General features: G+C 69.0%; 18 protein-coding genes and 1 pseudogene. 10 read left to right on the top strand and 9 right to left on the bottom strand.

Annotation, left to right across the window (positions count from 1 at the left end):
- Positions 1-350: 350 nt before the first annotated feature.
- A complete protein-coding gene (locus tag ACTWPT_RS37760; protein ID WP_443182305.1) occupies positions 351-1,481 on the bottom strand; it encodes an ROK family protein in 1,131 nt (376 codons plus the stop codon).
- Between the two features lie 110 nt (positions 1,482-1,591).
- On the opposite strand from ACTWPT_RS37760, the gene ACTWPT_RS37755 reads away from it, so the two are divergent.
- The 9 genes from ACTWPT_RS37755 (at position 1,592) to ACTWPT_RS37715 (ending at position 17,672) form a co-directional block, all read left to right on the top strand.
- Entirely contained in the window at positions 1,592-2,884 is a 1,293-nt protein-coding gene (locus ACTWPT_RS37755) for an ABC transporter substrate-binding protein (RefSeq protein ID WP_443182304.1), read from the top strand.
- 72 nt (positions 2,885-2,956) lie between these two features.
- A complete protein-coding gene (locus ACTWPT_RS37750) occupies positions 2,957-3,856 on the top strand; it encodes a carbohydrate ABC transporter permease (RefSeq protein WP_443182303.1) in 900 nt (299 codons plus the stop codon).
- The gene (locus tag ACTWPT_RS37745; RefSeq protein ID WP_443182302.1) at positions 3,853-4,668 is read left to right on the top strand and encodes a carbohydrate ABC transporter permease; all 816 of its coding nucleotides are present in this window, start codon (positions 3,853-3,855) and stop codon (positions 4,666-4,668) included. Before ACTWPT_RS37750 ends, ACTWPT_RS37745 begins: the two co-directional genes overlap by 4 nt.
- Positions 4,665-5,945 carry a Gfo/Idh/MocA family protein gene (locus ACTWPT_RS37740; RefSeq protein ID WP_443182301.1) on the top strand — a complete coding sequence of 427 codons (1,281 nt, stop codon included), beginning with the start codon at positions 4,665-4,667 and terminating at the stop codon, positions 5,943-5,945. Before ACTWPT_RS37745 ends, ACTWPT_RS37740 begins: the two co-directional genes overlap by 4 nt.
- Before the next feature lie 24 nt (positions 5,946-5,969).
- The gene (locus ACTWPT_RS37735; protein ID WP_443182300.1) at positions 5,970-7,730 is read left to right on the top strand and encodes an alpha-L-fucosidase; all 1,761 of its coding nucleotides are present in this window, start codon (positions 5,970-5,972) and stop codon (positions 7,728-7,730) included.
- 572 nt (positions 7,731-8,302) lie between these two features.
- Positions 8,303-10,591: a discoidin domain-containing protein gene (locus tag ACTWPT_RS37730; RefSeq protein ID WP_443182299.1), complete on the top strand. Its 2,289-nt coding sequence runs from the start codon at positions 8,303-8,305 to the stop codon at positions 10,589-10,591.
- A 270-nt stretch (positions 10,592-10,861) separates the two neighbouring features.
- A complete protein-coding gene (locus ACTWPT_RS37725; protein WP_443182298.1) occupies positions 10,862-14,887 on the top strand; it encodes an alpha-L-fucosidase in 4,026 nt (1,341 codons plus the stop codon).
- A 3-nt stretch (positions 14,888-14,890) separates the two neighbouring features.
- Complete coding sequence (locus tag ACTWPT_RS37720) at positions 14,891-15,262, top strand: LamG domain-containing protein (protein WP_443182297.1); 372 nt, start codon at positions 14,891-14,893, stop codon at positions 15,260-15,262.
- A gap of 16 nt (positions 15,263-15,278) precedes the next feature.
- Positions 15,279-17,672, top strand: a complete 2,394-nt coding sequence (locus ACTWPT_RS37715) for a beta-N-acetylglucosaminidase domain-containing protein (RefSeq protein WP_443182296.1) — start codon at positions 15,279-15,281, stop codon at positions 17,670-17,672.
- Positions 17,673-17,896: 224 nt separating this feature from the next.
- Here ACTWPT_RS37715 and ACTWPT_RS37710 read toward each other — a convergent pair whose 3' ends face one another.
- Together ACTWPT_RS37710 and ACTWPT_RS37705 are read right to left on the bottom strand one after the other, a co-directional pair.
- Positions 17,897-19,525: an amidohydrolase gene (locus ACTWPT_RS37710; protein WP_443182295.1), complete on the bottom strand. Its 1,629-nt coding sequence runs from the start codon at positions 19,523-19,525 to the stop codon at positions 17,897-17,899.
- A gap of 31 nt (positions 19,526-19,556) precedes the next feature.
- Positions 19,557-19,928: an amidase family protein gene (locus ACTWPT_RS37705; RefSeq protein WP_443182294.1), complete on the bottom strand. Its 372-nt coding sequence runs from the start codon at positions 19,926-19,928 to the stop codon at positions 19,557-19,559.
- Positions 19,929-19,953: 25 nt separating this feature from the next.
- On the opposite strand from ACTWPT_RS37705, the gene ACTWPT_RS37700 reads away from it, so the two are divergent.
- Positions 19,954-20,124 carry a hypothetical protein gene (locus ACTWPT_RS37700; protein ID WP_443182293.1) on the top strand — a complete coding sequence of 57 codons (171 nt, stop codon included), beginning with the start codon at positions 19,954-19,956 and terminating at the stop codon, positions 20,122-20,124.
- Between the two features lie 21 nt (positions 20,125-20,145).
- On the opposite strand, the pseudogene ACTWPT_RS37695 reads toward ACTWPT_RS37700, so the two are convergent.
- The 6 genes and pseudogenes from ACTWPT_RS37695 to ACTWPT_RS37670 all read right to left on the bottom strand — a co-directional run.
- Positions 20,146-20,712, bottom strand: a pseudogene (locus ACTWPT_RS37695) (amidase family protein); the annotation flags it as partial.
- A gap of 256 nt (positions 20,713-20,968) precedes the next feature.
- Entirely contained in the window at positions 20,969-21,871 is a 903-nt protein-coding gene (locus tag ACTWPT_RS37690) for an ABC transporter ATP-binding protein (protein ID WP_443182292.1), read from the bottom strand.
- Entirely contained in the window at positions 21,864-22,763 is a 900-nt protein-coding gene (locus ACTWPT_RS37685) for an ABC transporter ATP-binding protein (protein ID WP_443182327.1), read from the bottom strand. Before ACTWPT_RS37685 ends, ACTWPT_RS37690 begins: the two co-directional genes overlap by 8 nt.
- Positions 22,651-23,694 (bottom strand): ABC transporter permease, encoded by a 1,044-nt coding sequence (locus tag ACTWPT_RS37680; protein ID WP_443182291.1) that lies wholly within the window; start codon positions 23,692-23,694, stop codon positions 22,651-22,653. Before ACTWPT_RS37680 ends, ACTWPT_RS37685 begins: the two co-directional genes overlap by 113 nt.
- On the bottom strand, positions 23,691-24,653 hold the full coding sequence (locus ACTWPT_RS37675; RefSeq protein WP_443182290.1) for an ABC transporter permease: 963 nt from the start codon (positions 24,651-24,653) through the stop codon (positions 23,691-23,693). Before ACTWPT_RS37675 ends, ACTWPT_RS37680 begins: the two co-directional genes overlap by 4 nt.
- On the bottom strand, positions 24,650-26,266 hold the full coding sequence (locus tag ACTWPT_RS37670; RefSeq protein ID WP_443182289.1) for an ABC transporter substrate-binding protein: 1,617 nt from the start codon (positions 26,264-26,266) through the stop codon (positions 24,650-24,652). The genes ACTWPT_RS37675 and ACTWPT_RS37670 overlap by 4 nt, the downstream gene beginning before the upstream one ends.
- Between the last annotated feature and the right edge of the window lie 22 nt (positions 26,267-26,288).

The following is a 26,288-nucleotide window of genomic DNA, read 5'->3' as shown; positions in this document are numbered from 1 at the left end:
CGGGTTTCGTCGCCGATCGAACGCGTATGAGCAACCGTTGAGCAACCATCAGCCATCTATTCGGCTGCACCGACGACCGACAGCAGGTGGTCAATCTACGTCGCATGCTCCACTTGAAGTGCATGGATGAGGTTTTCGGCAGGCGCTCAGCCGGCCCTGCCGTTGTACGCCGGCCTCTGCATCGGCCTGCTGGCGGACGCGGCGATCGGCGCCTTCACCGGTTGGATCACCGCCAGGACCGGGATCAACCCCTTCGTGGTCGCCAAAGTGAGCGACTCTCCAGGGGTAGAAGCAGTCCAGGTGTCGAAGGCCCGGCACATGCCAACTCTGGTGGCACACGCCCCGCCATGTCACACGTCGAACAGCGCGCTCTCCACATGGTCGAGCGCCAGCCGTACCGCTCCCAAAGCCACCGATTCGCTGCCCAGCGTCGAAGCCTCCACCCGCACGGGGAAGAGGCAAAGCTTCGCGAGTTCCTCGCGCAGAGGTCCCACCAGCAGGTCACCAGCACCTGACATGCCGCCACCGAGAACGACCAGCTCGGGATCCATGGTGAGAATCGCCGCGCCCACACCTCTGGCCAGATCGCGGGCGAAGGCCTGGACGATGGCGTTCGCCTCGTGGTCGCCCCTGCGCACCGCCTCGAAAACCCGCTCGGCGGCGTCCGCGGCCGAGCCCTCGTCCGCGCCGTAGGCGTAGAACCGGTCCAGCGCGGTGTACCACCCGAAGGCGCTCATCACGCCGATCTCCCCAGCCGCGCCGTTGCGGCCGAGGTGCAGCTTGCCGCCAATGAGCAGACCTGCCGCGATGCTCCGCCCGGCCAGGATGCACAGCACGTCGTCGGCGTTCGCGGCGACGCCACGCCAGTGTTCCGCCAGCGCGGCCAGGTTGGTGTCGTTGCCGACGAGAACGGGACCCGCGCTCAGCCCGTCCAAGGCTTCGGCGAGGTCGAGCCCGGCCCAGCCTGGCAGCCGATCGCTGACCACCACCTTGCCCGCGACCGGGTCGACGACTCCTGTCGTGGCGACGCCGAGAGCGCGCACGTCGGCGGGCTCGAGCCCCGCGGCGCGCAGCGTCCTGCGGACGACGGCCCTGGCGGCGGCGAGCCGGTCGTCCGGGGTGGCCTCAGGGCTGACGGCCGACCTGCGGGTGTCGACGATGCGGCCTTTGAGGTCGGCGGTCAGCGCCAGCACCTTGTTGGGGCCGATGTCGAGGCCGACGACGTGGCCTGCCTCCGCGCGGAACCGGTAGCGCTTGGCCGGGCGCCCGACCGGGCGCGGGTCCTCCGCCCTGGGCCTGACCTCCTCGGCGTGCCCTTCGCTCTGCAGGCCCGCGATCACGTCCTCCACAGTGGCCCTGGAGATGGACGTGGCGTTCACGAGCTGAGTCAGCGTCAACGCGTCGCTGCCGTGCAAAGCGCGCAGCACCGCGGCCGCGTTGAGGCGCCGGAGCAGCGCGGGGTCCTGGCCAGTAAGGGTCACGCGGTCCTCATCACGAGTCGATGAATGCCTGGAAATCATGGTAGCCCATTGCCAATTATTAGAGGAGGTACTAAAAATATCCCCAGCACCACTCTGAGAGGACCCCCCAGGTGAAGAAGGTATGCACGCTCGCCGCCGCCGCGCTCGCACTCTCAGCCTGTGCCCCTGCCGGCAGCGGCAGCACCGAGCAGACGGCCGGCGGCATGAGGAAGGAGATCACCTTCCTCACGTTCGAGACACCGAACCTCGGCCCGGAGATCTGGGACGCCCAGATCAAGCGGGTCACCGACAAGTACCCCGACATCACGGTGAAGAAGCTCGTGGCGCCGAGCGCGGGCGAGCGCAACGGCTACGCGAAACAGCTCCTGGCTTCGGGGCAGCTACCCGACGTCATGGCCGCCATCGCGCCCGGCGGGTTCGCCGAGGGCGGCCATCTCGCTCCGTGGGGCGATGCCGAGCTGGCCGCGTACGAGTTCCCGAAGGCCAACCCGCTGCGGGGCAAGATCTACCAGCTTCCCTACAACACCCAGCCGACGCCGCTGATCTACTACAACAAGAAGCTCTTCGCCGAAGCGGGTATCAGCGCCCCACCGAAGACCTGGGCAGCGCTCCTTGAGGTGTCGGCCAAGCTCAAAGCCAAGGGCGTCAATCCGTTCGTGGTCGGCGGCGGCGGAAAGGACGCGTTCGCGGCCGGATACCTGTGGATCGCCCTGGTCGGCACCGACGTGTACAGCAAGCAGCCCGACTTCCTGGTCAAACGGCGCGTGGGCAGGGTCAGGTTCACCGACCCCGACTTCCAGAAGGCCACCGCCAAGTTCGTCGACCTGGTGAAGAAGGGATACATCGACAAGGCCGGTCTCTCGCGTGACTACCCGTCGACGGAAAAGGCCTTCGTCGAAGGCAAGGGTGCGATGTACCCCATGGGTTCGTGGTTCGCGGCGTCCGCCGACGCCACCAAGCCCTCCTTCGACGTCGGGGTCTTCCCTCTGCCCACCGACGACGGCGCCAAGCCGATCGTGCCCGCCTACACCGGCGGTGGGCCGATTGTCAGCGCCAAGGCCAAGAACCTCGAGGCGGCCAAGAGATTCGCTCTGGAGTTCAACCAGAACCAGGCGAACAACGACGAGACGGTGAAGTCGGATGCCGCGATCATCGCGATCAAGGGCTACACCCCGCCCACCATGGGCCCGGTCTACGACGCCACCCTCCAGGTCTACAGAGACGCCCTCGCGGCCGGAGGCGTGGTCAACGCCTTCACCGTCGAGACCGGCGACGACTCCTTGCTGCCCGGCGTCTCCGACAAAGTCTTCGCGCTGGCGCAGGACATCATCGCCGGCAGGAAGGACGCCGCACAGGTGACCAGGGAACTCGACGCGGAATGGGTCAAGGCCGGCGGCCAGTAGCCCTCTCATTCCGGGGTCGCCGTCGATCTGCCTCTTTCGGCGGCGCCCCATCAAACCGAAAGAGCCCTGCAGATGGTCCTGAAACGACGCGGGCCCGCCCTCTGGCACCGGCTCGGCTACCTGCTGAGCTTCGTCGCCCCGGGCGTGCTGGTCTACGCCTGTTTCGTGCTCGCGCCGATCCTGCTCAGCGTCGGCTACAGCCTCACCAACGCCAACATCTTCGTCGCCGAGACGAGGTTCGTCGGCCTGGCCAACTACCTGAATCTCGTCACCGACGAGGCCTTTCTCAGCTCCCTGCGGGTCACCACGATCCTGACCCTGATCGTCGTGATCGTGCCGAACGTCGCGGGGATCGGCGTGGCCGTACTTCTCGACCGGGCCGGCTGGCTCTACCGGGTGCTGCGTAGCGTCTTCTTCGTTCCCGTCGTGCTCAGCTCGGTGGTGATCAGCGTGGTGTGGATGGCCATGCTGCAAGACGAGGGCCTGATCAACACGATGCTGCGCAGCATGGGCGTGGACAACCCGCCCGGCTGGCTGTCCGACCCGAACCTGGCCCTGTACTCCATCGGCTTCATCATCAGCTGGCAGATGCTCGGCTTCTGCTCGGTGGTCTACCTGGCCGCGCTGCAGGGCGTGCCGCAGTCGCTGCACGAGGCGGCCAGCATGGACGGTGCGGGGCCGTGGACCCGCTTCCGCAAGGTCACCTGGCCCCTGTTGGCCCCCGCGCTCACTACCAACACGGTGATGTTGCTGATCACCGGGTTCAAGGCCTACGACCACATCCAGGTGCTCACGGCCGGCGGTCCCGGCGTGGGCACGACCGCCACCGTCGCCTTCAACGTCGTCCAGATCGGCTTCACCGCCAACCGCACAGGCGAGTCGGCGGCGATGGCGATCCTCATGCTCGTGATCATCGCGACGGTCTCCGGTGTCGTGCTGCGCGTGCTCAACCGCAGGGAGGTGGATCTGTGAGGCTCGTGCGCCCGCTGGTCGCGATCGTCATGGCGAGCGCCTTCTTCCTGCCGCTCTATCTGGTCGTGACCAACGTCTTCAAGCGCGGCCCGGACATCACCGCCGCTCCGGCGGCGCTGCCGATCCCGCCGACGCTGGACAACATCACGCAGGCGCTCGACCGGCCGGACAACCTGTTCTGGAACGGTCTGATCAACAGCGTCACCGTGACGCTGCTGTCGATCGTGGTGCTGACTCTGGTCTCGGCCATGCTCGGCCACTACATCTGCCGCAGCCCTTCGCGCTTCGCACGGATCACGCTGCTGGTGCTGCTGGCCGGGCTGATGATCCCGCCGCAGGTCATCCTGGTGCCGGTCACCCAGGTGCTCAACCTGACCGGACTGATGGGGACGATCAGCGGCCTGGTGCTGTTCAACGTCGGCTACTACGTGCCGTTCGGCGTCTTCGTCTTCTCCGGCTTCATCCGGTCGATTCCGGTCGAGCTGGAGCAGGCCGCCTCGATCGACGGCGCGGGCAGGTTCGGCACGTTCTGGCGGGTGGTCTTCCCGTTGCTGCGGCCGGCGACGGCCAGCGTGCTGATCTTCCTGGGCGTGTGGATCTGGAACGACTTCCTCAACCCGCTGATCATCCTCGGCCCCGCCGGAGGCACCACGGTGACCGTGGGCGTCTACCGCGCGCTCGGCCAGTTCCAGCGCGACTACGGCGGCATGTTCGGCCTGATGGTGCTGTCGGCACTGCCCATCCTCATCTTCTACTTCGCGCTGCAGAAGCACTTCGTCAAGGGACTCACCGGGGGAGCGGTCAAAGGATGATCAACTTGAGAGGCCATGTCGGGAAGGCCCTCGACCGGCCGATCACCCTGGCCGTGGTGGGCGCGGGCGCGCGCGGCTCGTCCTACGCCGAGCTCGTCACGCGCTGGCCCGACCGGGTGCGTGTCGTCGCCGTCGCCGAGCCGCGCGCCGCCGTCCGGGAGGCTTTCGCGGTACGGCACGCGCTGCCGGCCGGCCGTGTCTTCGCCGATTGGAAGGAGCTGGCCGCCCTCGGCAGGATCGCCGACGCCGTGATCGTCGCCACGCTGGACGCCGACCACCTGGCGTCCACGAAGACCTTCGCCGAGCAGGGCTACGACATCCTGCTGGAGAAGCCGATCGCGCCGACCGAGGCGGAATCGGTCGCGATCGGCGAGGCCGCCGAGCGGACCGGTGCCACCGTGGCCGTCTGCCACGTCATGCGCTACACGCCGTACACCACGGCGCTGCGAGAGGTGCTGCCTGAGATCGGCGAGATCGTCTCCGTCGAGCACCTGGAACCGGTGGGCTGGTACCACTTCGCGCACTCCTTCGTGCGCGGGAACTGGCGCCGGCAGGACGAGGCCACGTTCGCCCTGCTCGCCAAGTCCTGCCACGATCTCGACTGGCTCGGCTTCGTCATCGGCCGCAGGGCCGAGCGGGTCTCCTCCTTCGGCGGGCTGCGGCACTTCCGCCCCGAGAACCGTCCTTCGGAGGCCGCCGGCCGCTGCATCGACTGTCCCGTCGAGGCATCCTGCCCCTACTCGGCCGCCCGGATGTACCGCGAAGGCCTGCGCGACGGCGGCACCAAGCAGTACTTCACCCGGGTCATGACCGCCGGGGTGCTCACCGAGGAGGCCGTGACCCGGGCGCTGGCCGAGGGCCCGTACGGCAGGTGCGTCTACGCCTGCGACAACGACGTGGTCGACCATCAGGTGGTCAACCTCGAGTACGAGGGCGGTGTCACCGCGTCGTTCACGATGACCGCGTTCACCCCGCTGGAGAACCGGCACACCAAGTTCTTCGGCACCCGCGGTCAGCTCACCGGCGACGGCCGGTTCATCCACGTCTACGACTTCGTCACCGAGCGCACGACCACGATCGACACCGCAAAGGACGGTTCATCTGCGGCCGAGGGGCACGCGGGCGGCGACGCGGCGCTGGTCCGCGCGTTCGTCGACGCCCTCCACCAGGGCCGCCCCGAACTCATCCTGTCTGGCATCGCCGAGAGCGTCGACAGCCACCTCGTGGTCTTCGGCGCCGAGCGCGCCCGCCACACCGGCACCGTCGTCGAACTGTAGTCACCCCCCACATGAAGGAGAGCCATGCGTTCCACGCTCGTTCTGGGAGTCACGGTCACCGCCGTCCTCATCGCCCCACCCGCGCTGGCCACGACCCAGCACTCGCCCCACGCGCAGGAAGTGAAGATCACTGGCGAGGCCCGGACCAAGGGCGGCCTTGAGGTCCGCTACCGCTTCCAGGACCCCGACGGCGACGCCGAGGGCATCACCCGCTTCCGCTGGCTCACCGGGCCCACCGCGTTCGGTCCGTGGACGCCGCTCACGGGCGTGCTGACCCGCAACATCGGCATCCCGCTGAGCTACGGGGGCCAGTACCTCCGCGCGGAGGTCACCCCAGTGGACGCGACCGGTGCGACAGGCAGGTCCCGCCTGTCCGAGCCCGTCCTGATCAAGGCCGTCGACGGCAACCCCGGTACGGACTGGCTGCACGACGCCAGGTACGGCGTCTCCCACCACTTCCTGTCCAACTACATCAACCGGGTGGCCGCCTCCCCAGAGGAGAAGTGGCAGGACGGCGAGTCGTGGGACGACCTCGTCAAGACCTTCGACGCCGAGGCCTATGCCGAGGATCTGGCGAAGGCGGGCGCCGGGTTCGCCATGATCACCCTCGGCCAGAACAGCGGCTACATGATCGCGCCCAACCGGGCCTACGAGCGCATCGCCGGGCTGCAGCCGGGCGAGCGCACCCCCGCCGGGCGCGACCTGCCCATGGAGATCGCCGACGCGCTGGCGAAGCGCGGCATCAAGCTGGTCTTCTACATTCCGGGCAACCCGCCGCACTCGGCGCACAAGCAGCCCGGCGACTACGCGATCACCAAAGCGTTCGGCTACACGCCCGGAACGGACGGCGTGCCCTCGCAGGACACGCTGGCGAAGTGGCAGTCGGTCATCAGGGAGTACTCCGAGCGCTACGGCACCAAGCTGGCCGGCTGGTGGATCGACGGGGTGTACCCCTCGCTGCACCCTGCCTACCAGGACATGACCAAGCCCTACAACTGGTCCAGCCTGGCCGCCGCGCTCAAGGCAGGCAATCCCGGCCGGATCATCGCGCTGAACTCCGGTCTGGGCGCCCGGAACCACCAGCCCACGTCCGTCTACGACGACTACACCCCAGGCGAGTCCAGGGGCCTCGGTGCCATCCCTTCAGCCGGGCGATGGGCCGACGCCGAGCAGAGCACCCAATGGTTTGACTTCACCTATCTGGGAGCGAACGACCCCTATTGGGCCGGTTGGGGTAACAAGGGCACCTCCAAGGACACCACCGCGCTGGTGCGCTGGGTGAAGGCGGCCACCGACCGGGGCGGCGCCATCGGTCTGGACACCAAGGTCAACAGGTACGGCAGGCTCGACCCCGAGCAGCTCGCTCAGCTTGAGCAGGTCCGCAAGGTCGTGCGCGAAGGCGCCCCCACTCCCGAGCCCGCGGGAGGTGTCTACAACGACGACGACTTCCTGATCAGGTACACCGGCTCGTGGGGTGTCAGCGGAGGCCGCCCGGGCGACCTGGGGGGTGACGTGCACTACACCTCCACCGACGGCGACTCGGCCGAGTTCGGCTTCTCCGGCACCGGCATCGAGTACATCACCGAGCGCTTCCGTGACATGGGCAAGGTGGACGTCTACCTGGACGGTGTCCTGAAGGCGACCGTCGACTGCTTCTCCGAGACCAAGCAGACCCAGCAGGTGCTGTTCAAGGCCGACGGCCTCAGCGCGGGGACGCACACGATCAAGGTCGTCAAGAAGTCCGGCACCTACATGCTGGTCGACGCCTTCCGAGTGACCCGGTAATAGGACGCGGTCACGGGGTGGCAGCCGCACCCCGTGACCGCGGTCGGCCCAAAGCCCTCGTCGCCGTGGCCCGCTCCAGCCTGGTCAGCGTCTGGCACCTGCTTGTGCTGCGCCATCAACTTGCGGTGCTCCGTCGCCAGGTCGCCCGACCGCAACCGTCATGGGCGGATCGGGCGATGATCATCGCGCTTGCGCGGCTACTGCCCACAGCTGGCCGCCTGCGGTTGACGTCGGGCACGTTGCTGCGCTGGCATGTTGACCTGGTACGGCGCCGCTGGACGTTCATGGGCCGCCGACAGTGTTAGCCGCCCATCGAACGATTGATCACCCGCGCGCTCAGGCATCGAGAGCGGCGAAGTGGCGATGCATCCGGTCTAGACCGACAACCACTCACGATCGACCATCCCGCTGTCGACAGCGTGACTGGTCTATACCCCCGCTCAAAATTCGTGTATAAGTCTTACAATCTCGCTCGAAAGTAGGGCGCAGTGCGCATGAATCGACATGTACCCCGATTGGTTGGAGGGGTAGCGCTCGCGTTATCCGTGCCCCTCCTTGCGATGCCGTCCGCAGTGGCCGAACCCATCCCTGCGAACACCGACCTCAACGCCAAGCCCGCGGTGGTGCCCGCTCTTCAGCAGTGGGAGGGCGGAACGGGCTCGTTCGAGCTGCGCGAGCACAGCCGGATCGTGCTGGCCAAGAAGCAGGTCGACGAGCTCGATGACCAGGGTGCGCGGCTCTCTGCCGAGATCGAACAGGTGACAGGGCGGAAGCTGGACGTCTCCCCGCGGATCCCGCAGGATGGCGACATCGTCCTGTCAGTCGATCCCGTCCTTGCCGACGTGGCGGGTGGCGCCCGGTTCGCCGAAGAGGGCTACACCCTCACGGTCACCGATCGCAACGTGACGATCGCCGCGCCGACCGCGAAGGGTGTCTACTACGGCACCCGCAGCCTCCTGCAGATCCTGCTGCTCGACGACGGTCGCGATTCGGTCCCCGCGGGCACGGCCGTGGACTGGCCCAACTACAAAGTCCGCGGGTTCATGCTGGACGTCGGACGGCGCTTCTTCACCACCGACTACATCCGCGACTATCTGCGGCTGATGGGCTGGTTCAAACTCAACCAGCTGCAGTTGCACCTCAACGACAACGGTTTCAAGGGCGGCAAGCCCTGGAGCGAAGTCCAGGCCGGCTTCCGGCTCAAGACCGACAATCCCGCGCTGGCCGGGCTGGCTTCCGCGGACGGGGCCTATGATCGAGCAGACTGGGACTCCTTCGAGGACACCGCTGCCGCGAACGGCGTCACGATCATCCCCGAGTTCGACGCGCCCGCCCACTCGCTGGCGTTCATCCGGTTCCGCCCGTCGCTCGGCCTCAACAACGGCGAGTCCGACCACCTTGATCTGTCCAAGCCGGAGACCACCGCGTTCATGAAATCGGTGTTCGACGAGTTCACGCCGTGGTTCCGCAGTCCCGACGTGCACTTCGGCGCCGACGAGTACACGGTGGACAAGCCCCGCTACAAGGTCTACTTCAACGAGATGGCCGCCCACGTCCGCGCGCTCGGCAAGCAGCCGCGGGCCTGGGGCAGTCTGTCGGTCATGGCGACCGACACCTCCGGTTATGACCGCGACGTGACCATGAACAGCTGGAACAACGGCTGGTACGGACCACAGGCGCTTAAGCGGGACGGATACTCCTTCATCAACACCAATGACGCCCTGCTTTACATCGTCCCGTTCGCGAGCTACTACCACGGCCGTGGGCTGGACGGGAAGTACCTCTACGACCAGTGGGAGCCGCACGTCTTCCCCGGCGGGCAGAGCGTGGCCCCCGGTGACCCGCAGTTGCTCGGAGCCATGTCGGCGGTGTGGAACGACCTGACCGAGGGCACCTACACGGAGCTGGACGTGCACGGGCTGGTCGAGCCCACGTTCGGCGTGCTGGCGCAGAAGATGTGGAGCGGGGCCAAGTCCGGCGTGCCGTACAGCACCTTCCTCGACACGGTGCGCAAGCTCGGGGTGGGCACCGGGCTGACGAAGGTTTCCACGACGCTCGCCGCGTCGGCGTCGGGAGAGGTGAGCCTGGGCAAGGAGGCGACAGCCTCCGCCGGTGAGGCGGCCGCGGCCTTCGACGGGGTGCGCACCACCCGGTGGGCCAGCGGTCCAGGAGACGAGGCCTGGCTGCGGGTGAACCTCGGAAAGCCGGTCGCCATCAGCAAGGTCGAGCTGGACTGGGCGCCCTCCTACGGGCAGGACTACGAGGTCCAGGTGTCACGGGACGGCGAGGACTGGACCACCGTCGCCGGCCGTACGGGCCGCGAAGCCGCGGGAGTGGACACGCTCACGTTCGATCCGGTGACGGCACGGCACGTACGGCTCGTCGGCACGCAGGCGGGCACGAAGCAGAACGGGTACGCCCTGTGGAGCATGCGAGTCTTCGAGGTGCCGGACCTGGCGCTGCACCGGCCGACCACGGCGTCGTCGTCCGAGGTGGCGAGCCTGGGACCGGAGAACGCCACCGACGGCGACGGGAAGACCCGATGGGCCAGCGCCTACCGCGACGGTGAATGGATCCAGGTCGACCTCGGCTCCCCGCAGACCGTCCAGCGCGTCCTGCTCGACTGGGAGACGGCCTCCGGCCGGGACTATGACCTCCAGGTCTCCGACGACGCGACCACCTGGAAGACGGTGGTCCCGGTCCGGGGCAAGCCGGACGGGGCCCGCGTGGACGAGCTCGCCTTCGATCCGGTGAAGGCCCGGTACGTGCGGATGCAAGGGATCAAGCGGGCGACCGGCTTCGGATATTCGCTGTGGCGCTTCGAGGCTCGCTCTATGAGCCCCGAGCCCGACCCCGCGTAGGTGCGCTGATGCTTTGAGATCGCGAGGGACCAGCGCAGGTCCCTCGCAGTGCAACAGGATAAAGATCGGAGGTCTGCCCCTCCGATCTTTGTCCTGGGTTTTGTCGTGCGGTCTGCTCGCGACGGCGCGACAGCCTGTTTAGCAGTGCATTCGACCTCTTCTCGAATGGCAGGCGGCAACTCTTGCACCCACGCAGTGCCATAACTATCGTCCTTATTCATCGGGTCTTTTCGAGATCCGGACCTGGCTTTCTTCCCCCAGGAGCCGCATGTGAGACCACGTCGCCGACACCAGTTACGCATCAGCGGGCCCGCCGTAGCGGGCGCCCTGGCTCTGATCCTGACGACCAGCCCATCGACCGCCTCCGCAGCCGGCATTGCCTCGCCCGACCGCTACACCGGCGACTACGCCTCGCTGGAGAAGCACCCCACTCCGCAGTGGTTCGATGACGCGAAGTTCGGCATCTTCATCCACTGGGGCGCCTACAGCGTCCCCGCATGGGGACCGCGCCGGAGCTATGCCGAGTGGTACGGCAACTACATGAACAGCAAGAACTCGGCCACGTACGCCCACCACCGGGCCACCTACGGCGAGGGCAAGAACTACGACGGCTTCATGGACGACTGGAAGGCCGAAAACTACCAGCCGGACGAATGGGTCAAGCTGTTCAAGGACGCCGGCGCCAAGTACTTCGTGCTGACCTCCAAGCACCACGAAGGCGTCGCCCTGTGGGACACCAAGCAGAGCACCCGGAGCGTCGTGCATCACGGCCCCAAGAAGGACCTGGCCAAGATGCTGTTCGACGCCGCCGAGGGCTCGGGACTGAAGCGAGGCTTCTACTACTCCAACTACGAGTGGTACAACCCCAACTACACCGGAAGGCAGCCGACCAATCCGTATACGGGAGCGCAGATCCCGTACACCGGTGTCACCACCGGCGAGAACTACGTCACCGACTACATGCTGCCGCAGATGAACGAGCTCATCGACGGCTACGACCCGGACATCCTGTGGTGCGACGGTGAGTGGGAGCGGGACGCGAACTACTGGAAAATGGGCGACACCCTCGCCCATTTCTACAACCAGGCCGCCGAGCGCCCCGAGCCCAAGGAAGTCGCCGTCGCCAACCGGTGCCGGGTGAAGCCCGGCGGCTACCGCGGCGACCAGCTCGACTTCGAGACGCCAGAATACGAGAAGGTCCCGGACATCAGGGCGAACAAGTGGGAGTCCAGCCGCGGGATCGGCTTCTCCTACGGGCTGAACAAGAACGAGCCGATCGAGGACTACCTGTCCTCCACCGAGATCGTCCACGACCTGGTCGACATCGTCAGCAAGAACGGCAACCTGCTGCTCGACGTCGGGCCGGATGCCGATGGCACGATCCCCGAGGCGCAGGCCTCCCGGCTGCGCGATGTCGGGCGATGGCTGAAGGCCAACGGGGAAGCGATCTACGGCTCGACGTACTGGACGCGTGCCGAGGAGCCGGCCAGCGCCGTACCCGTCCGCTACACGGTGAACAAGGGTGACCTGTACGCCACCGCGCTGGCGTGGCCGGGGAACACGCTGACGCTCGGCGCGGATGTGCCGGTGACGGCGAACTCCAAGATCACGCTGGTCGGCGGCGCGTCCCAGGCGGCGCTCAAGTGGCACCGCAACAGCGCGGGCAACATCGTCGTCACCATGCCGGAGGGCGGAAGCGGGATCGATCCGCTTGGCAGCGCCTACTCCTTCAGGATCCACACCCCGAACGCGCCGATCATCGCCCGGGCGGTCCTGGACCTGCCGGCGCACGTCTCCCCAGGCGCCACGATGGACGGCACGCTGTCCTACACCAACCTGGGAGACACCGCACTCGGCGACCTCACCCCCACCGGTCTGACGCCGGAGAGCTGGACGATCACAGGTCTGCACCCGGTCGCCTCCCTGGAGCCGCGGCAGACGGCCACGTTGCCCGTGAGGATCACCGTTCCGGCTGGCACGCCTCTGTCCAGGAACGTTCCGGTCACGGTGACCGCCTCTGTGGCCGGCCGTACGGTGACCGCCACCGACACCGTCGAGGTGGCGCCGGTCAACCTGGCGTTGGGCAAGCCCGTGACGCAGAGCAGCCTCGCCTGGGGCGGGGTGCCGGAAAGGGCGGTGGACGGCAACACCAGCGGCGTGTTCGGGCAGGGCTCGGTGACCCACACCGCCGAGCCGTCCGACCAGGCGTGGTGGCAGGTGGATCTGGGCGCCGCCGGCCCCCTGGCGGAGGTGCGGATCCACAATCGGACGGACTGCTGCGCCGACCGCCTGCGTAACTACTGGGTGATGACGTCAGAGCAGGAGATCCGCGGGCGGACCGTCGATGAGGCGAAGTCCTCGCCCGGCGTGACCGCGACCCGGCAGACGGCCGTGGCGGGCACGCCGAGCGTCATCGACCTGGGCGGCGTCAAGGGGCGTTACGTCCGAGTTCAGCTCGAGTCCGCCACCGATCCGCTGAGCCTGGCGGAGGTGGAGGTCTACAGCCAGAAGGTCGCCGCGGCGGCCGTGCCGGGCGTGGTGCCTCAGCTGTCCAGTTGGAAGGCGGGGTCCGGGAGCCTCACCCTCACCGATGACGCCGGGGTGAACTATCCGGCGGATCAGAGGTCGCTGACGACGACCGGCGCGACGATGCCCGGCCTGGCCGACCGGACGCTCGCCCAGGTGGCGGAGACGATCGCCGGTGACTACACGACGGTGACCGGACGCCCGGCGGAGGCGCGCCCGGGAACCCGGGAAAGTGACCACGGAATCCGCCTGCGGCTCGTCGAGGAGAACGAGCTCGGAGCGGAGGGCTACCGGCTCACCGTCGACGATCGGGTCACCGTCGAGGCGAACACCACCGCCGGCCTGTACTACGGCAGCCGGTCGGTGCTGCAACTGCTGCGCCAGGACGAGGGCCACGCCAGCCTGCCCAAGGGACAGGTGGTCGACGTCCCGAGCAAGCCGCAGCGGTGGTTCGCCATCGACGCCGCGCGCAAGTACTGGTCGCCCGACTACATCAAGGACACCATCCGGGAGATGGGCTGGACCAAGCAGAACATGCTGCTGCTGCATCTGGCGGAGCCGGAGGGCTTCCGCCTCCACAGCGCCGAGCTGCCCGGCCTCACCTCCGCGAAGTTCTCCTACGACCGCCGCCAGATCCAGGAGTTCATCGAGCTGGGCCGGGAGAACAACGTGCAGATCGTGCCGGGGTTCGAGTTCCCCGGACACGCCGATCCCGTCTCGAACTACTTCAAGGTCGGCATGGGACACGGGCCGAACCCCGACGGGTCAGGTGCCACGCCGGACAACTCCTGCGGCCAGCAGTACACCTACGGCTGGGTGACCCCGAGCTTCGCGATGAACATCATGCGGCCCGAGGCCGTCACCGCGGCCAGGCGCGTGCTGGATGTGTTCATGTCGTGGTTCACCAGCCCCTACGTGCATCTCGGCGGCGACGAGATGCCCGCGGACCTCACCAAGTGCCCCGCGGTCAAGGCCTTCCTCGCCAAGAACGCCGACCGCTTCACCACCTTCGGCGACCTTTTCAACGGCTATGTCAACCAGTTGAACGAGCACGTCGTCGCCAAGGGCAGGCGCTCCATCCTCTACAACGGCTTCGAACACGCCACCGCCCCCAAGCAGCAGGTCGCCGACGACGTCATCGTCATGGACTGGCTCGGCAACGCCGACGACCCGCGGCTGGCGCCGTACGACGTGATCCAGGCCGGACCGTCGGGCAACCTCTACGTCACCGCCAACGCCGTGCACAAGTTGTACGGCAACCCGGCGTGGGCACACACGTCCTGGCGCCTCAAGGCCAGCCCGAAATTGCTCGGCGGCGTCGTGCACGTGTGGAACGACTACCAGATGTGGGCGCCGGACGCCTACTCCGATCAGTACTCGGCGCCGCTGCGCGACGCGGCCGGCAACACCATGTGGCACAACGCCGCTCCCGCCACCACCTATGCGGAGTTCGCCGAGCTCAAGAGGAGGATCGGCAAGGCGCCCGGGTGGAAGGGCTTCGAGGCGCCGCAGCCCACCACCGACGGCAGGCCGATCCACACCTACTCCTTCGAGCCCGCGGCCTACCCCGACGGCTGGAACGACGGCGCGCCGGGCATGAACGTCCGCCCGGTGCTCGACGGGACCGGATCCCTGCACATGTCCACGCAGATCAACAGCCTGCCCTCCTACGTGGACGGCCGGTCAGGCAAGGCGTTGAAGTTCAACGGCCGCGGTGACGGGCTGGGCATCGGCGGCCTCGACCTCTCCGGACCGTGGACCTACACCTAGTGGGTGCGTAAGGACGGAACGCTGAGCGACGCCAACCTGCTGGGCTCCAGACAGGGCAACATCAAGCTGGAGCAGTACGGCACCGACGGCAAGGTCGGCTTCACCAGCGTCGGCGTGCAGGACTACGCGTTCGACTACTCGGTACCACTGGGCCGGTGGACGCAGCTCACCTTCGTCTCCGACGGTACGGCCACCACCCTGTACGTCGACGGGGAGCGCCGTCAGACACTGCCGCAGACCATCCCGCTGCCCCAGGCGTACTTCGGCCAGCTCAACGGCACCACCTTGAACGGGGCGATCGACGACGCCGCCGTCTACGCCCAAGCCCTGACCGACGAGCAGGTCCGGGCGCAGTACACCGCTTCGACGCGCTGAGACCGCTGGAGACTTCGTGAGAAAACGCAAGATGACCCCCAAGGCCTGCCTCACGCTGGCCGTGACCCTGGGTGCCGGGACGCTCCTGCCCATGCCCGCGGCCCATTCCGCCTCCGCTTCGCAGGCGCCCGTCCCCTCGGTGTCGCCGACCCCGCAGTCGCTCGCCGGCAGCGGTGCCGCCGCCATCGTCACAAGCCGGGTGCTCATGGTCGCCGACGACCAGACCGACCCCGCGGCTCGCGACCGCCTCGTCAGGGAGCTCAAGGCGCACGGCGCCGACCGGGTGGACATCGTCGCCCCCGATCGGGTTCCCGAGGCCGAGGCCGGCCTGCTCACGGTGCGCCTCGGCCCGGCGGCGCGGCCGGACATCGCGCAGGCGCTCGGCGACACGGCCGTGCCGGACCAGGCCGAGGGCTACGCCCTGCGGGTCTCGGGCGGCAAACCGCACGCGGAGATCGCCCTCGGCGGCACGGACGCCGCGGGCCAGTTCTACGCGGTGCAGACGCTGCGCCAGCTGTTCGTCGCGTCCGACGACGGCTGGAAGGTGGCGGGCACGCAGGTCAGCGACTTCCCGTCGATGCCGCTGCGCGGCACCATCGAAGGCTTCTACGGCGCGCCATGGACGCACGCCGACCGCCTCGACCAGATGGACTTCTACGGCGACGTCAAGGCCAACACCTACGTGTACGCGCCCAAGGACGATCCCTACCACCGCGGCAGGTGGCGCGACCCCTACCCGGCGGACAAGCTGGCCGAGCTGGGCGAGCTGGTGGCCCGAGCCGGCGCCAACCACGTGCGCTTCACCTTCGCCGTCTCCCCGGGCGAGTCGATCTGCTACTCCGACCCCGCGGACCGCAAGGTGCTCAAGCAGAAGCTCCAGGCGCTTTACGACCTGGGCACCCGAGCCTTCTCCATCCCGCTGGACGACATCAGCTACACCCGGTGGAACTGCCCGGCGGATCAGGCCGCGTTCGGCGCGCCTGGACGCGCCGCCGCGGCAAAGGCCCAGGTCGACCTGCTCAACGACGTGCAGCGGAACTTCATCGCCACCCACGAAGGCGCCCGGCCGCTGCAGATGGTGCCCACGGAGTACGGTGATCTGACCGACACCGCCTACAAGGAGACCATGCGCGCCACCCTCGACCCCGCGGTCGTGGTGATGTGGACGGGCACCGACGTCGTTCCCCCGGAGATCACCAATGCGCAGGCTGACAAGGTGTCGGCGCTGTTCGGGCGCAAGGTCTTCGTCTGGGACAACTACCCGGTCAACGACTTCGGCAACACCAGCGGGCGACTGCTGCTCGCGCCGTACGACAAGCGTGAGGCCGGCCTGTCGGCACACCTGTCCGGCATCGTGGCCAACCCGATGAACCAGCCGTACGCCAGCAAGGTCGCGGTCTTCGGCACCGCGGACTTCACCTGGAACGACAAGGCGTACGATGCGACCGCGAGCTGGCCGCGCGCCATGGCCTACCTGGCCGGCGGCGACCGCGCGTCCACCGAGGCCCTGCTCGTCTTCGGCGACCTGGAGCACCTGGCCCCGACCTTCGGCAGCACCCCCTGGCAGCCCCAGGCGCCCGAGCTCACGGCCCGCGTGGCCGACTTCTGGCGGGCGTGGGACGACGGACGGCGCGCCGACGCGCTCGCCGCGATGCGCGCGTACGCGAACGCCGTCGCCGCGGCCCCGGCCACCATTCGCGGCGGCGCGGTGGAGAAGGGATTCACCGACGACGCCGCGCCCTGGCTGACCGCCACCGAGCTGTGGGGCAGGGCGATGGTCGCCATGCTCGACGCGCTCGAAGCCCGGCAGGCCGGGGACACGACCAGGGCCGACGCGTTGCTCGCCGACTCCCGGGAACTGCAGCAGCAGGCCCGCGCGGTCCGGGTCAGCCCGCCGCGCAACACCTGGGGCTCGGTCCAGCCCAAGGTCGGCGACGGGGTCCTCGACGTCTTCTTGGTCCAGGCTGACGTCCGGATCCAGCTGTGGGACGTCGCCGGCGGCGGCAAGAACCTCGCCCTGGACGGCACGGCGACCGCGTCGAGCGTGGAGCAGGGCCTCGACCGGCTCGCCGCCCGGCACGTCAACGACGGTCTGATGGGCACCCGCTGGGCTTCCGGCTACTCCGACAACGAATGGGTGCAGGTCAAGCTCGCCGCGCCGGCGAAGGTCGCGGCCGTGACACTGGCCTGGGAGAACGCCTGCGCGGCTGAGTACCGGATCCAGACCTCCGCCGACGGCGCCACCTGGACCACCGCCTCCACCCAGCGTCCGGACACATGCGGCAACGACGTGATCCGGATCACGGCGGACCAAGCTGTGCAGTACGTCCGCATGCATGGCGTACGGCGCAAGACAACGTGGGGGTACTCCATTTACGAGATGGGCGTCTACGGAGCCCCCGTGTCCTGACCCGGCTCAGATCCGGGACGAGAGGAGCGCTGGGGCATCCGGTGCTCCAGTTGGTCGCGTTGCTCGCCGAGTCGAAGTTCCCAGCCGCACACAAGCCGTCCCGCCTGCCGTGCCGCGGTGATGAACGACGACTCGGTGGCAGACTGTACTCAGGCCGGGCCCGCTTGGCGCAATCGCTGCGGGCGAGGCCGTGCGGCCCTGGCCCGCGCTTCCGGCTGGGGCCGTCAAAAGGCCGGATCAGTGTGGACGCGCTCGCCTTCGACGTAGGTGGCCAGCACCGACGTCTCGGCGAGCTCGTCGGGCGGGACGGCGTACGGGTCGCGGTCCGTGACCACCAAGTCGGCCAGCTTGCCCTTGTGGATGGTGCCCGTCCGGGCGTTCAGGTGGTTCAGCCGCGCCGTGCCGAGCGTGTAGGCGACCAGCGCGGCTGTCAGGCTCAGCCGCTGTTCCGGCAGGAACACCTCGGCGTTCCCGCCCGGAGGCGTGCGGTTGACGGCGACGTGGATGCCCAGGAACGGGTTGGGGCTGCTGACCGGCCAGTCGCTGCCCGCCGCGAGCGGGGCGCCGGCGCGGACGAGATCCCCGAACGGGTACTGCCAGGCCACCCGTTCCGGGCCGAGGAACGGGATGGTCAGCGCGTCCATCTGCGGCTCGTGTGCCGCCCACAACGGCTGCACGTTGGCGGTGATGCCGAGCGCGGCGAACCGCGGCACGTCGTCCGGGTGCACGACCTGCAGATGGGCGATGTGATGACGGTGGTCGTTGGCACCATTGGCGGCGCGCGCCGCCTCGAACGCGTCCAGAGCCTCCCGGACCGCCCGATCGCCGACGGCGTGCACGTGGACCTGGAAGCCCTCGGCGTCCAGGCGGGTGACGCACCCGCGCAACGCCTCAGGATCGACGAAACTGAGCCCTCGGTTGCCGGTCAGGCACCCGCACCCGTTGAGATAGGAGGAGGTCATCGCGGCGGTGAAGTTCTCGACCACGCCGTCCTGCATGATCTTGACGCTGGTGGTGCGGAACCGGCCCACCTCGTCCTTGCGGGCGAGCAGCTCGGGGATCTGCTCCTCACCCCTGCCGCGATCCCACCACAGCGCGCCGACCACCCGGGCGGTGAGCAGCCCCGACTCGGCCGCCGCCAGGTAGGCGCGCTGCACCTTCGGATCGACCATCGCGTCCTGCCAGGCGGTCACGCCGGCGGCGTGCAGCCTCCGCTGGCCGGCCTGGAGCGCCCGCAGCATCATCTCCGCCGTCGGCTCGGGGACGTGCCGGCCGACCAGGTGCGATGCGCCCTCGTGGAGGGTTCCCTGCGGCGCGCCGCCGGCCTCTCGCTCGATCCGCCCGTCCGCCGGGTCGGGAGTGCTCGCGTCGACACCGCTCAGCTCCAGCGCCCGGGTGTTGACCCAGGCGCCGTGGCCGTCCCGGTTGATCAAGTGGACGGGCCGGTCGGGCACCACCGCGTCCAGCAGGCGCCTGCTGGGGGTTCCGCCCGGGAACCACTCCATGGACCAGCCACCCCCGCTGATCCATTCGGCCTCCGGGTTCGCCTCGGCGTACGCGCGGATGGCCGCGACCGCCTCGACCGCATCGCGGGCGTCATGCAGGTCGCACTGGATCATGGTGAGGCCGGCCAGGACGGGGTGCACGTGGGCGTCCTGGAAGCCCGGGAGCAGGGCGCGGCCGGCCAGGTCGACGACCTCGGTGCCGCGGCCGATCAGGGGCCGCACGTCGGGGTGGTCGCCGACGGCGACGATCCGGCCGTCGCGGACGGCGACCGCTGTGGCCGTGGGGCGCACCGGTCCGAGCGTGTGCACCGGGCCGCCGCGGAAGACGAGGTCGGCGGGGGCGGTCATGTGGTTTCTCCTTCTCGCGTGAGCGGAGTGATCAAAGCGATTCCGGGCGGTGCGTCCAAGGGCGGACGTGCTCGACGGCGGCGCCGACGTGGAAGACGGTGGCGTCGTCGTAGCTGCGGCCGACGATCTGCACGCCGGTCGGCACGCCGTTGGAGGCACGTCCGGAGGGCACGTCGAGCACCGGGCAGCGGCTGGCGATGTTGAAGACCGTGGTGAGCGAGTGCTCCATGTAGTGGTCGAGCTCGACGCCGTTCACGGTGAGTTTGGTGTCGACATACTCCTCGCCCGCCCGCAGGCCGGGCGCGCAGGTGGTCGGACAGATCAGCGCGTCGTAGCCGTCGAGTAGCTCGCCGATCGGGCGGGTAGATCGCCGCCTCCATCTCCAGACCGGCCAGGAAGCCACCGCCCCGCTCGTACGTGGTCCTGGCTTGCGCGGCGAAGTCCAGCGCGTACCGGGTGAGCTTGTCACCGTGCGCGGCGGCGATCCGGCCGACCACGGGGCCGAATACGGCACCGAAGTGGATGAAGGCGGCGCGCATGACGTCGGCGCGGCGCAGCCCGACCGCGACTTCCTCGACGACCGCCCCGGCCTCCCGTAACGCGTCGGCCACGGCCAAGGTGTTGGCGGCGATGTCCGGCTCGATCTCCCAGTCGCCCAGGTTGGGCGCGTACGCGATGCGCATCCCGGCCACGTCGCCCAGCCTGTCGGGGATCCGGACGGCGGGGCGGAGCGAGACCACATCGTGAGGGTGCGGGCCGGCGATGACGTTCTGCAGCAGCGCGCAGTCGGCGACGGTGCGGGCCATCGGCCCGTCGTGGCAGTAGTGGTCGAGGTTGAACGGCGGCATCGCCGGCACCCGGCCGTAGGGCGGCTTGTAACCGACGGTGCCGGTGTTGGCGGCGGGCAGCCGGATCGAGCCGCCGATGTCGGAGCCGGTGGCGAGAACGGCGGTGCCAGAGGCGAGCACCGCACCGGAACCGCCCGAGGAGCCACCAGGGGAATAGCCGAGGTTCCACGGGTTGCGGGTGACGCCCCACAGCTTCGAGTGCGTGAACGCGGCGCAGCAGAACTCCGGAGTGGTCGTGCGGGCGTGCACGATGCCGCCCGCGGCGACGATCCGTTCGACGACCGGGTGGGTGACCTCGGCCACGTGGCTGGCGTGGGCCAGCGTGCCGTCTGAGGCGATCCGTCCTGCGATCGGCTGCTCGTCCTTCGTGGCGGCGGGAATCCCTCCAGGGGGCGCGAGCAGCCGGCGCGGTAGGCGCGCTCAGCCTGCTCCGCCTGGAGGAGCGCCTCGTCGAATATGCGCTCGCTCATCGCGTTGACCAGTGGCTCGACGGCCTCGGCCCGCTCGATGAGCGCGATCATCAGTTCGACGGGAGACAGCTCGCGCGAGCGGAACATCCGCAAGGCCTCGGTTGCGGGAAGGTAGGGGAGGTCGGTCACTCGGCCGCACTCCTTTCCGTGGAGTCGGTTTCTGCGGCGTGAGAACGAAGGGATGTCGAGGGCGTTGGAGCGGGCGGCGTCTTCCGCAGGGCGGCCGCGAGGGCGCGCCGGTCGGCTGCGATCCTGGCCGGGTCCCAGCCGGGTCGCGGCACGGAGTGGAGCAGCAGCCTGGTGTACGGGTGGTCGGGTGCGGCCAGTACGTCCGGGGCCTGGCCTGTCTCGACTGCCCGTCCCTGATAGAGGACGAGGATGTCGTCGGCGACGTGCCGGACAAGCGCCAGGTTGTGTGTGACGAAGAGGTATGCGACGCCAGTGTCACGGCGGATCTCCGCTAGCAGGTCGAGGATCTGGGCCTGGGTGGACACGTCGAGTGCGGCGGTCGCCTCGTCCAGGATCAGCACCTTCGGCGCGGTCGCCAGCGCGCGGGCGATCGCCACCCGCTGGCGCTGGCCACCGGACAGCCGCCTGGGGAGCGTGCCTGCCTCGCGTTGGCCGATGCCGACTCGTGCCAGCAATTCGTCGCGCCGGGCCCGGCGTTGCGCTGGGCTCATGGAGAAGTGCAGGCGCAGCGGCTCCTCGACGCACCCGGCGACGGTGACGCGGGGGTCGAGCGAGAGGTAGGGGTCTTGAAAGACCATCTGGATCTCCCTGGCGTGGGCCAGCCTGGTGGCCCGGCCGCGCACGGCGTGCGAGCGGTCCCGCCCGCCAACGCGGATCCGGCCGGCGTCTGGCCGTTCGAGGCCGACGAGCATCCGCGCGGTGGTCGTCTTCCCTGACCCCGACTCGCCCACGATGGCCAGGGAGCCGCCGGGAGGTAGCGAGAAGGAGACGCCGTCGACGGCGACATGGTCGCCGAACGTCTTGCGCAGGCCCTCGACCTCCAGCGCGTGCTCACTCATCGATCAGCTCCTCCACGCGCAGGCATGCCACCTGGGCGCCGTCGACGTCCCAACGGACGGGCTTCCCTTCGCCGCACCGGGGCCGCGCGTGGGCGCACCGGGCCGCGAATGCGCATCCGGCAGGCGCCTCGGCGAGCGACAGCGGCCGCCCGGGGACCCCGTGCGGCGCCTGGTCGGAGTCCAGCCGCGGGGTCGCGGCCAGCAGTCCCACGGTGTACGGGTGGCGAGGCCGGCCGAAGAGCCCCTCGGCGGACTGCGCCTCCACGATCCGGCCCGCGTACATCACGTAGATGCGGTGGCAGATCGCCGCGGCCAGCTCTAGATCGTGGGTGACGAAGAGCATCCCCATGTCGCGCTCGGCCTGCAGGCGGGTGAGGATCGAGATCACCTCGGCCTGGGTGGTGACGTCCAGCGCCGTGGTCGGCTCGTCAGCCAGCAGCAGCCGGGGCTCTCCGGCGAGCGCGCCGGCGATCATTACGCGCTGCAGCATGCCGCCGGAGAACTCATGCGGATACCTGCGCAGCGCCGCGCGCGGCTCGTGGATGCCGACCGACTCCAGCAGGTCCTCGGCCTGCCTGATCGCGTCCTTACGCAGCACGCCGCCGGCCCGCATCCCCTCGGTGACGAAGTCGCCGATCCTTCGCAGCGGGTTGATGGAGGCCCTGGGGTCCTGGAAGATCATGGAGACGTCCTGGCGGCGCAGCTCGCGGAGCCGGACGGGCGACATCGTCAGGATGTCGTCCCCGTCCAGCCTCAGGGCGCCGGTGGCCGCAGCCCCTTCAGGAAGCAGCCCCAGCGCCGCTCGGCAGGTCACGGACTTGCCGGATCCGGATTCCCCGACCAGGCCGACGGCCTCGCCTCGCGCGACGTGCAGCGAGACACCGTCGACGATGGGGCGCGCGGCCCCGCCTCCCGTGAGCCGCACGGTCAGGTTCTCGATCTCCAGCAGCGCCGCGGTCATCGTTGCTCCCGCCGTGCGACGCGGTCGGCGATGGACTCGCCGACGACGCTGAAGGCGACCACGGTGACGACGATGGCGACGCCGGGGCGAGGGAGGGCAGCATGGCGCCCTGGAGCAGGGACGTGGAACCTTCGTTGATCATCGCGCCCCAGTCGGCCGTGGGTGGCTGCACGCCGAAGCCGAGGAAGGACAGCGCCGCGAGGTCCATGAGCGCGTACCCGAAGTTGATCGCGGACTGGGCGAGGATCAGCGGCGCTATGTTGGGCAGCAGGTGCTTCACGCAGATCACCCAGCCGGACCAGCCCTGCACCCGGTACGCCTGGATGTAGGGGCGGGCCTTCTCCTGCAGGGCCACGTTGCGTGCCAACCGGCCGACGTATGGCGCGTAAGCGACGCTCATCGCGATCACCGGCGCGGTCAGCCCGACGCCGAAGACCGCCACCAGGATGATCGCCAATAGCAGGGCGGGGAAGGAGAAGACGAGCTCCATGGCGCGCGACAGCACGGAGTCGACGGCTCCGCCGTACCAGGCGGCCGTCACTCCGATCAGTGTGCCGAGCGCCGTCGACACGATCACGACCATGAGCGGGCCGAGCAGCCCCGTCCGGGCGCCATAGATCAGCCGGGACAGGACGTCCCGCCCGGACTGGTCCGCGCCCAGCGGATGCTCGGGAGTAGAGCCGCTCAATGCCGCTGACAGGTCTACGGCGTCGGGGTCGTGCTGTGCGATCAGCGGGGCGAACACCGCCGCCACGATCAGCAGGGCCAGCAGGGCGAGGGCGGCTGCGACGAGCTTGTCACCTGTGACGAGACGGGCCAGCGGTGCGAGGAGCTTGCGCCGGTGGACGGGTACGGCGGTCATACTGTGCCGCCCTTCGGATGGGACAGACGGGGGTCGATGAGCGGATGGAGCAGGTCGACGACGAGGTTGGCGGTGACGAAGGCGAGCACCACCAGCAGGCTGACCGCCTGAACGACCGGGAAGTCCTTCACGGTGACGGAGCTGACGAGCAACTGGCCGACCCCGGACAGGCCGAAGGCAGTCTCCACGATCGAGGTGGCGACCAGCAGGCCGGCGATGATGGTCCCGGACACGGTGGTGACCGGGCCGAGGGCGTTGCGCAGCACGTGGCGGCGTACCACGACCGAGCCGCGGACCCCGCGGGATCGGGCCACCTCGACGTGCTCGCGTCCCAGCTCCTCCCGCATGGACGTCCGGGTGACGCGGACCAGCAGGCCGACGAAGGTCAGGGCGAGCGCCGCCGCCGGGAGCGTCAGATGGTGGATCCGGTCGCCGAGGCCGCCCCCGTTGCCGAAGGCGGGGAACCAGCCGAGCTGGATGGAGAACAGCGAGATCAGCCCGATCGCGGCGACGAAGGACGGGGTGGCGGTGGCGACGCCCGTGCCGACGAGGACCAGCCGGTCGACGACGCCCCGCCGCAGGGCGGCCACCGCACCGAGCGCAAGTCCTCCGATCATGATGAGCAGCCCGGCGTAGCCGATGAGCCACAGGGTCGTCGGCAGCCGGGCCATGATGAGACCGCCGACGTCCTGCCTGAACTGCGCCGACTTGCCGAAGTCGCCGGTGACGACACCTTCGATCCACTTCGCGTACTGGATCGGGAACGGGTCGTTCAGGTGGTACTGATCTTTGATGGCCGCGACGGCCGCCGGTGACGCCGAGCGGCCTCCCAGGAGGAAGGACGCCGGGTCACCGGGGGCGAGATGGACGGAACCGAAGACCAAGAACGACGTGATCAGCAATGTCAAGGCGATGCCGCCGATCCGGCGGAGGAGGAAGCCGGCCATGGTCGAACTCAACCTGCCGATCCCAGGGGGGCGCCCCACGGGAAGACGAGCTGGGCGATGCCAGTCGGCGCGCCGGTGAGCCGCTTGTTGAGGAACAGAGTGTGCGGCACCTCGTACAACGGGATCCACACCATGTCGCGGACGGCGATCTCCTGCAACTTGGCGACCGTCGCGGCGCGCGCGGCCGGGTCGGCCTGCGCGCTCGCCTCATCGACCAAAGCGTCGTACTCGGGGTTGGAGTAGCCGCCGTAGTTGGCGAAGTCGCCCGTCGTCAGGATCCCGTAGAACTCCAGCGGGTCGGGGGTGGAGTCGTACCAGACCGTCATGACCAGGTCGATGCCTTCCCGGGCCTTCGGGTCGGAGAACAGCGCCGTGTAGGCCTCGGGGGCGACCGCCTTCAGCTCGACCCTCAGGCCGATGGCCTGGCCCGCCGCCTGCACGGCGTTGGCGATGACGCCGATCTCCGGGGAGAGCGTGCTGGTCGCCATCACGATCTTCTTGCCGGTGGCGTCGGCCTCCTCGACCAGCTTCTTGGACCCGGCGACGTCCCGGTTGAGTGCCGGGAGCTTTGCGTAGTACTCCTTGGCCGCCTCCGGCGCGATGCCCCAGGCGCCGGTGGCGCCGGGCGCCTTCGCCGGGGTGGCGACACCACCCGCGGCGGCCTTGATGATGCCGTCGCGGTCGAGCGCCATGGACAGCGCCTTACGGACCTTGACGTCACCGAGCGTGCCCTTGAGGTTGGTGGGGATCACGCTCACTGTCGTCGTGTTGGGGCCGAAGTAGAGCGTGCCGTTCGCGGCGGTGCGGAGCTTGGGGAACCCGGAGGACGGCAGCAGGTAGCCGCCGTCGACCTCGCCGGCGAGCAGCGCGTTGACGCGAGCGGCCGGGTCCGAGATGAACACGTTCTTGATCGTGTTCGCCTTCGGCGCCAGCGACGTGTCCCAGTAGCCGGCGAACTTCTTGAGGGTGATCGACTGACCCTTCTGCCAGGAGCCGAAGGAGAACGGGCCGGTGCAGTTGACGCCGACGTCCGGGGTCCCGTAGCCCTCCTTGGACAGGAAGGCGGCGCTCTCGACGGTCCCGGCGGAGGTGCCCATCTCCGCGTTGAAGAGCTGGTCAGACTTTTTCAGGTGGACCGTGACCTCCGTCGGCCCCGTCTTCTCGATCCTGTCGACGTTGCGGTAGACGGAGACCCAGTACGAGCCGACTTTGGGGTCCATGTGACGGCGCAGGCTGGCGACGACGTCGTCGGCGGTGAGTGTGGAGCCGTCGTGGAACCTCACCCCCGAGCGGATCGTGTACACCCAGCGCTTGGGGTCGGGGGATCGGGCCGCGCTGGCCAGGCCGGGCTTCACCTTCATGTCCGGAGTGATCCGCATGAGCTGCTCGCACACGTTGGCGAGCACGGTGTTGGGCGGGTAGTCGAAGGCGTACACGTAGTCGAGGGATTGCGGTTCGGCGTAGAGCGACCAGGTCACGGAGTCCACCGGGCCCTTGGCGGGTGGGGTGTCGTTGGTGATCTCGAAGGTGCCGGAGGGGCCGTCCTTGCCGGCCGGTGAGGCGCCGCAGGCAGCGACCGCGAGCGCGAGCAGTGCCGTTGTGGCAGCGAAATGGGAGGTGCGCATCAGACCACCTCTTTCGGAACGG

The sequence above is a fragment of the Nonomuraea sp. 3N208 genome, assembly GCF_052245935.1.
Classification (GTDB): Bacteria; Actinomycetota; Actinomycetes; order Streptosporangiales; family Streptosporangiaceae; genus Nonomuraea.
Note: the sequence above shows the minus strand (reverse complement) of the source record. Positions and strands in the feature narration are given on the sequence as shown.

Bases quoted from the DNA above. Each gene is read 5' to 3' on its own strand.
- ACTWPT_RS37740 (WP_443182301.1), top strand. From the start codon at position 4,665: ATGATCAACTTGAGAGGCCATGTCGGGAAGGCCCTCGACCGGCCGATC.
- ACTWPT_RS37735 (WP_443182300.1), top strand. From the start codon at position 5,970: ATGCGTTCCACGCTCGTTCTGGGAGTCACGGTCACCGCCGTCCTCATC.
- ACTWPT_RS37710 (WP_443182295.1), bottom strand. From the start codon at position 19,525: ATGACCGCCCCCGCCGACCTCGTCTTCCGCGGCGGCCCGGTGCACACG.
- ACTWPT_RS37680 (WP_443182291.1), bottom strand. From the start codon at position 23,694: ATGACCGCCGTACCCGTCCACCGGCGCAAGCTCCTCGCACCGCTGGCC.
- ACTWPT_RS37690 (WP_443182292.1), bottom strand. From the start codon at position 21,871: ATGAGTGAGCACGCGCTGGAGGTCGAGGGCCTGCGCAAGACGTTCGGC.
- ACTWPT_RS37750 (WP_443182303.1), top strand. From the start codon at position 2,957: ATGGTCCTGAAACGACGCGGGCCCGCCCTCTGGCACCGGCTCGGCTAC.
- ACTWPT_RS37670 (WP_443182289.1), bottom strand. From the start codon at position 26,266: ATGCGCACCTCCCATTTCGCTGCCACAACGGCACTGCTCGCGCTCGCG.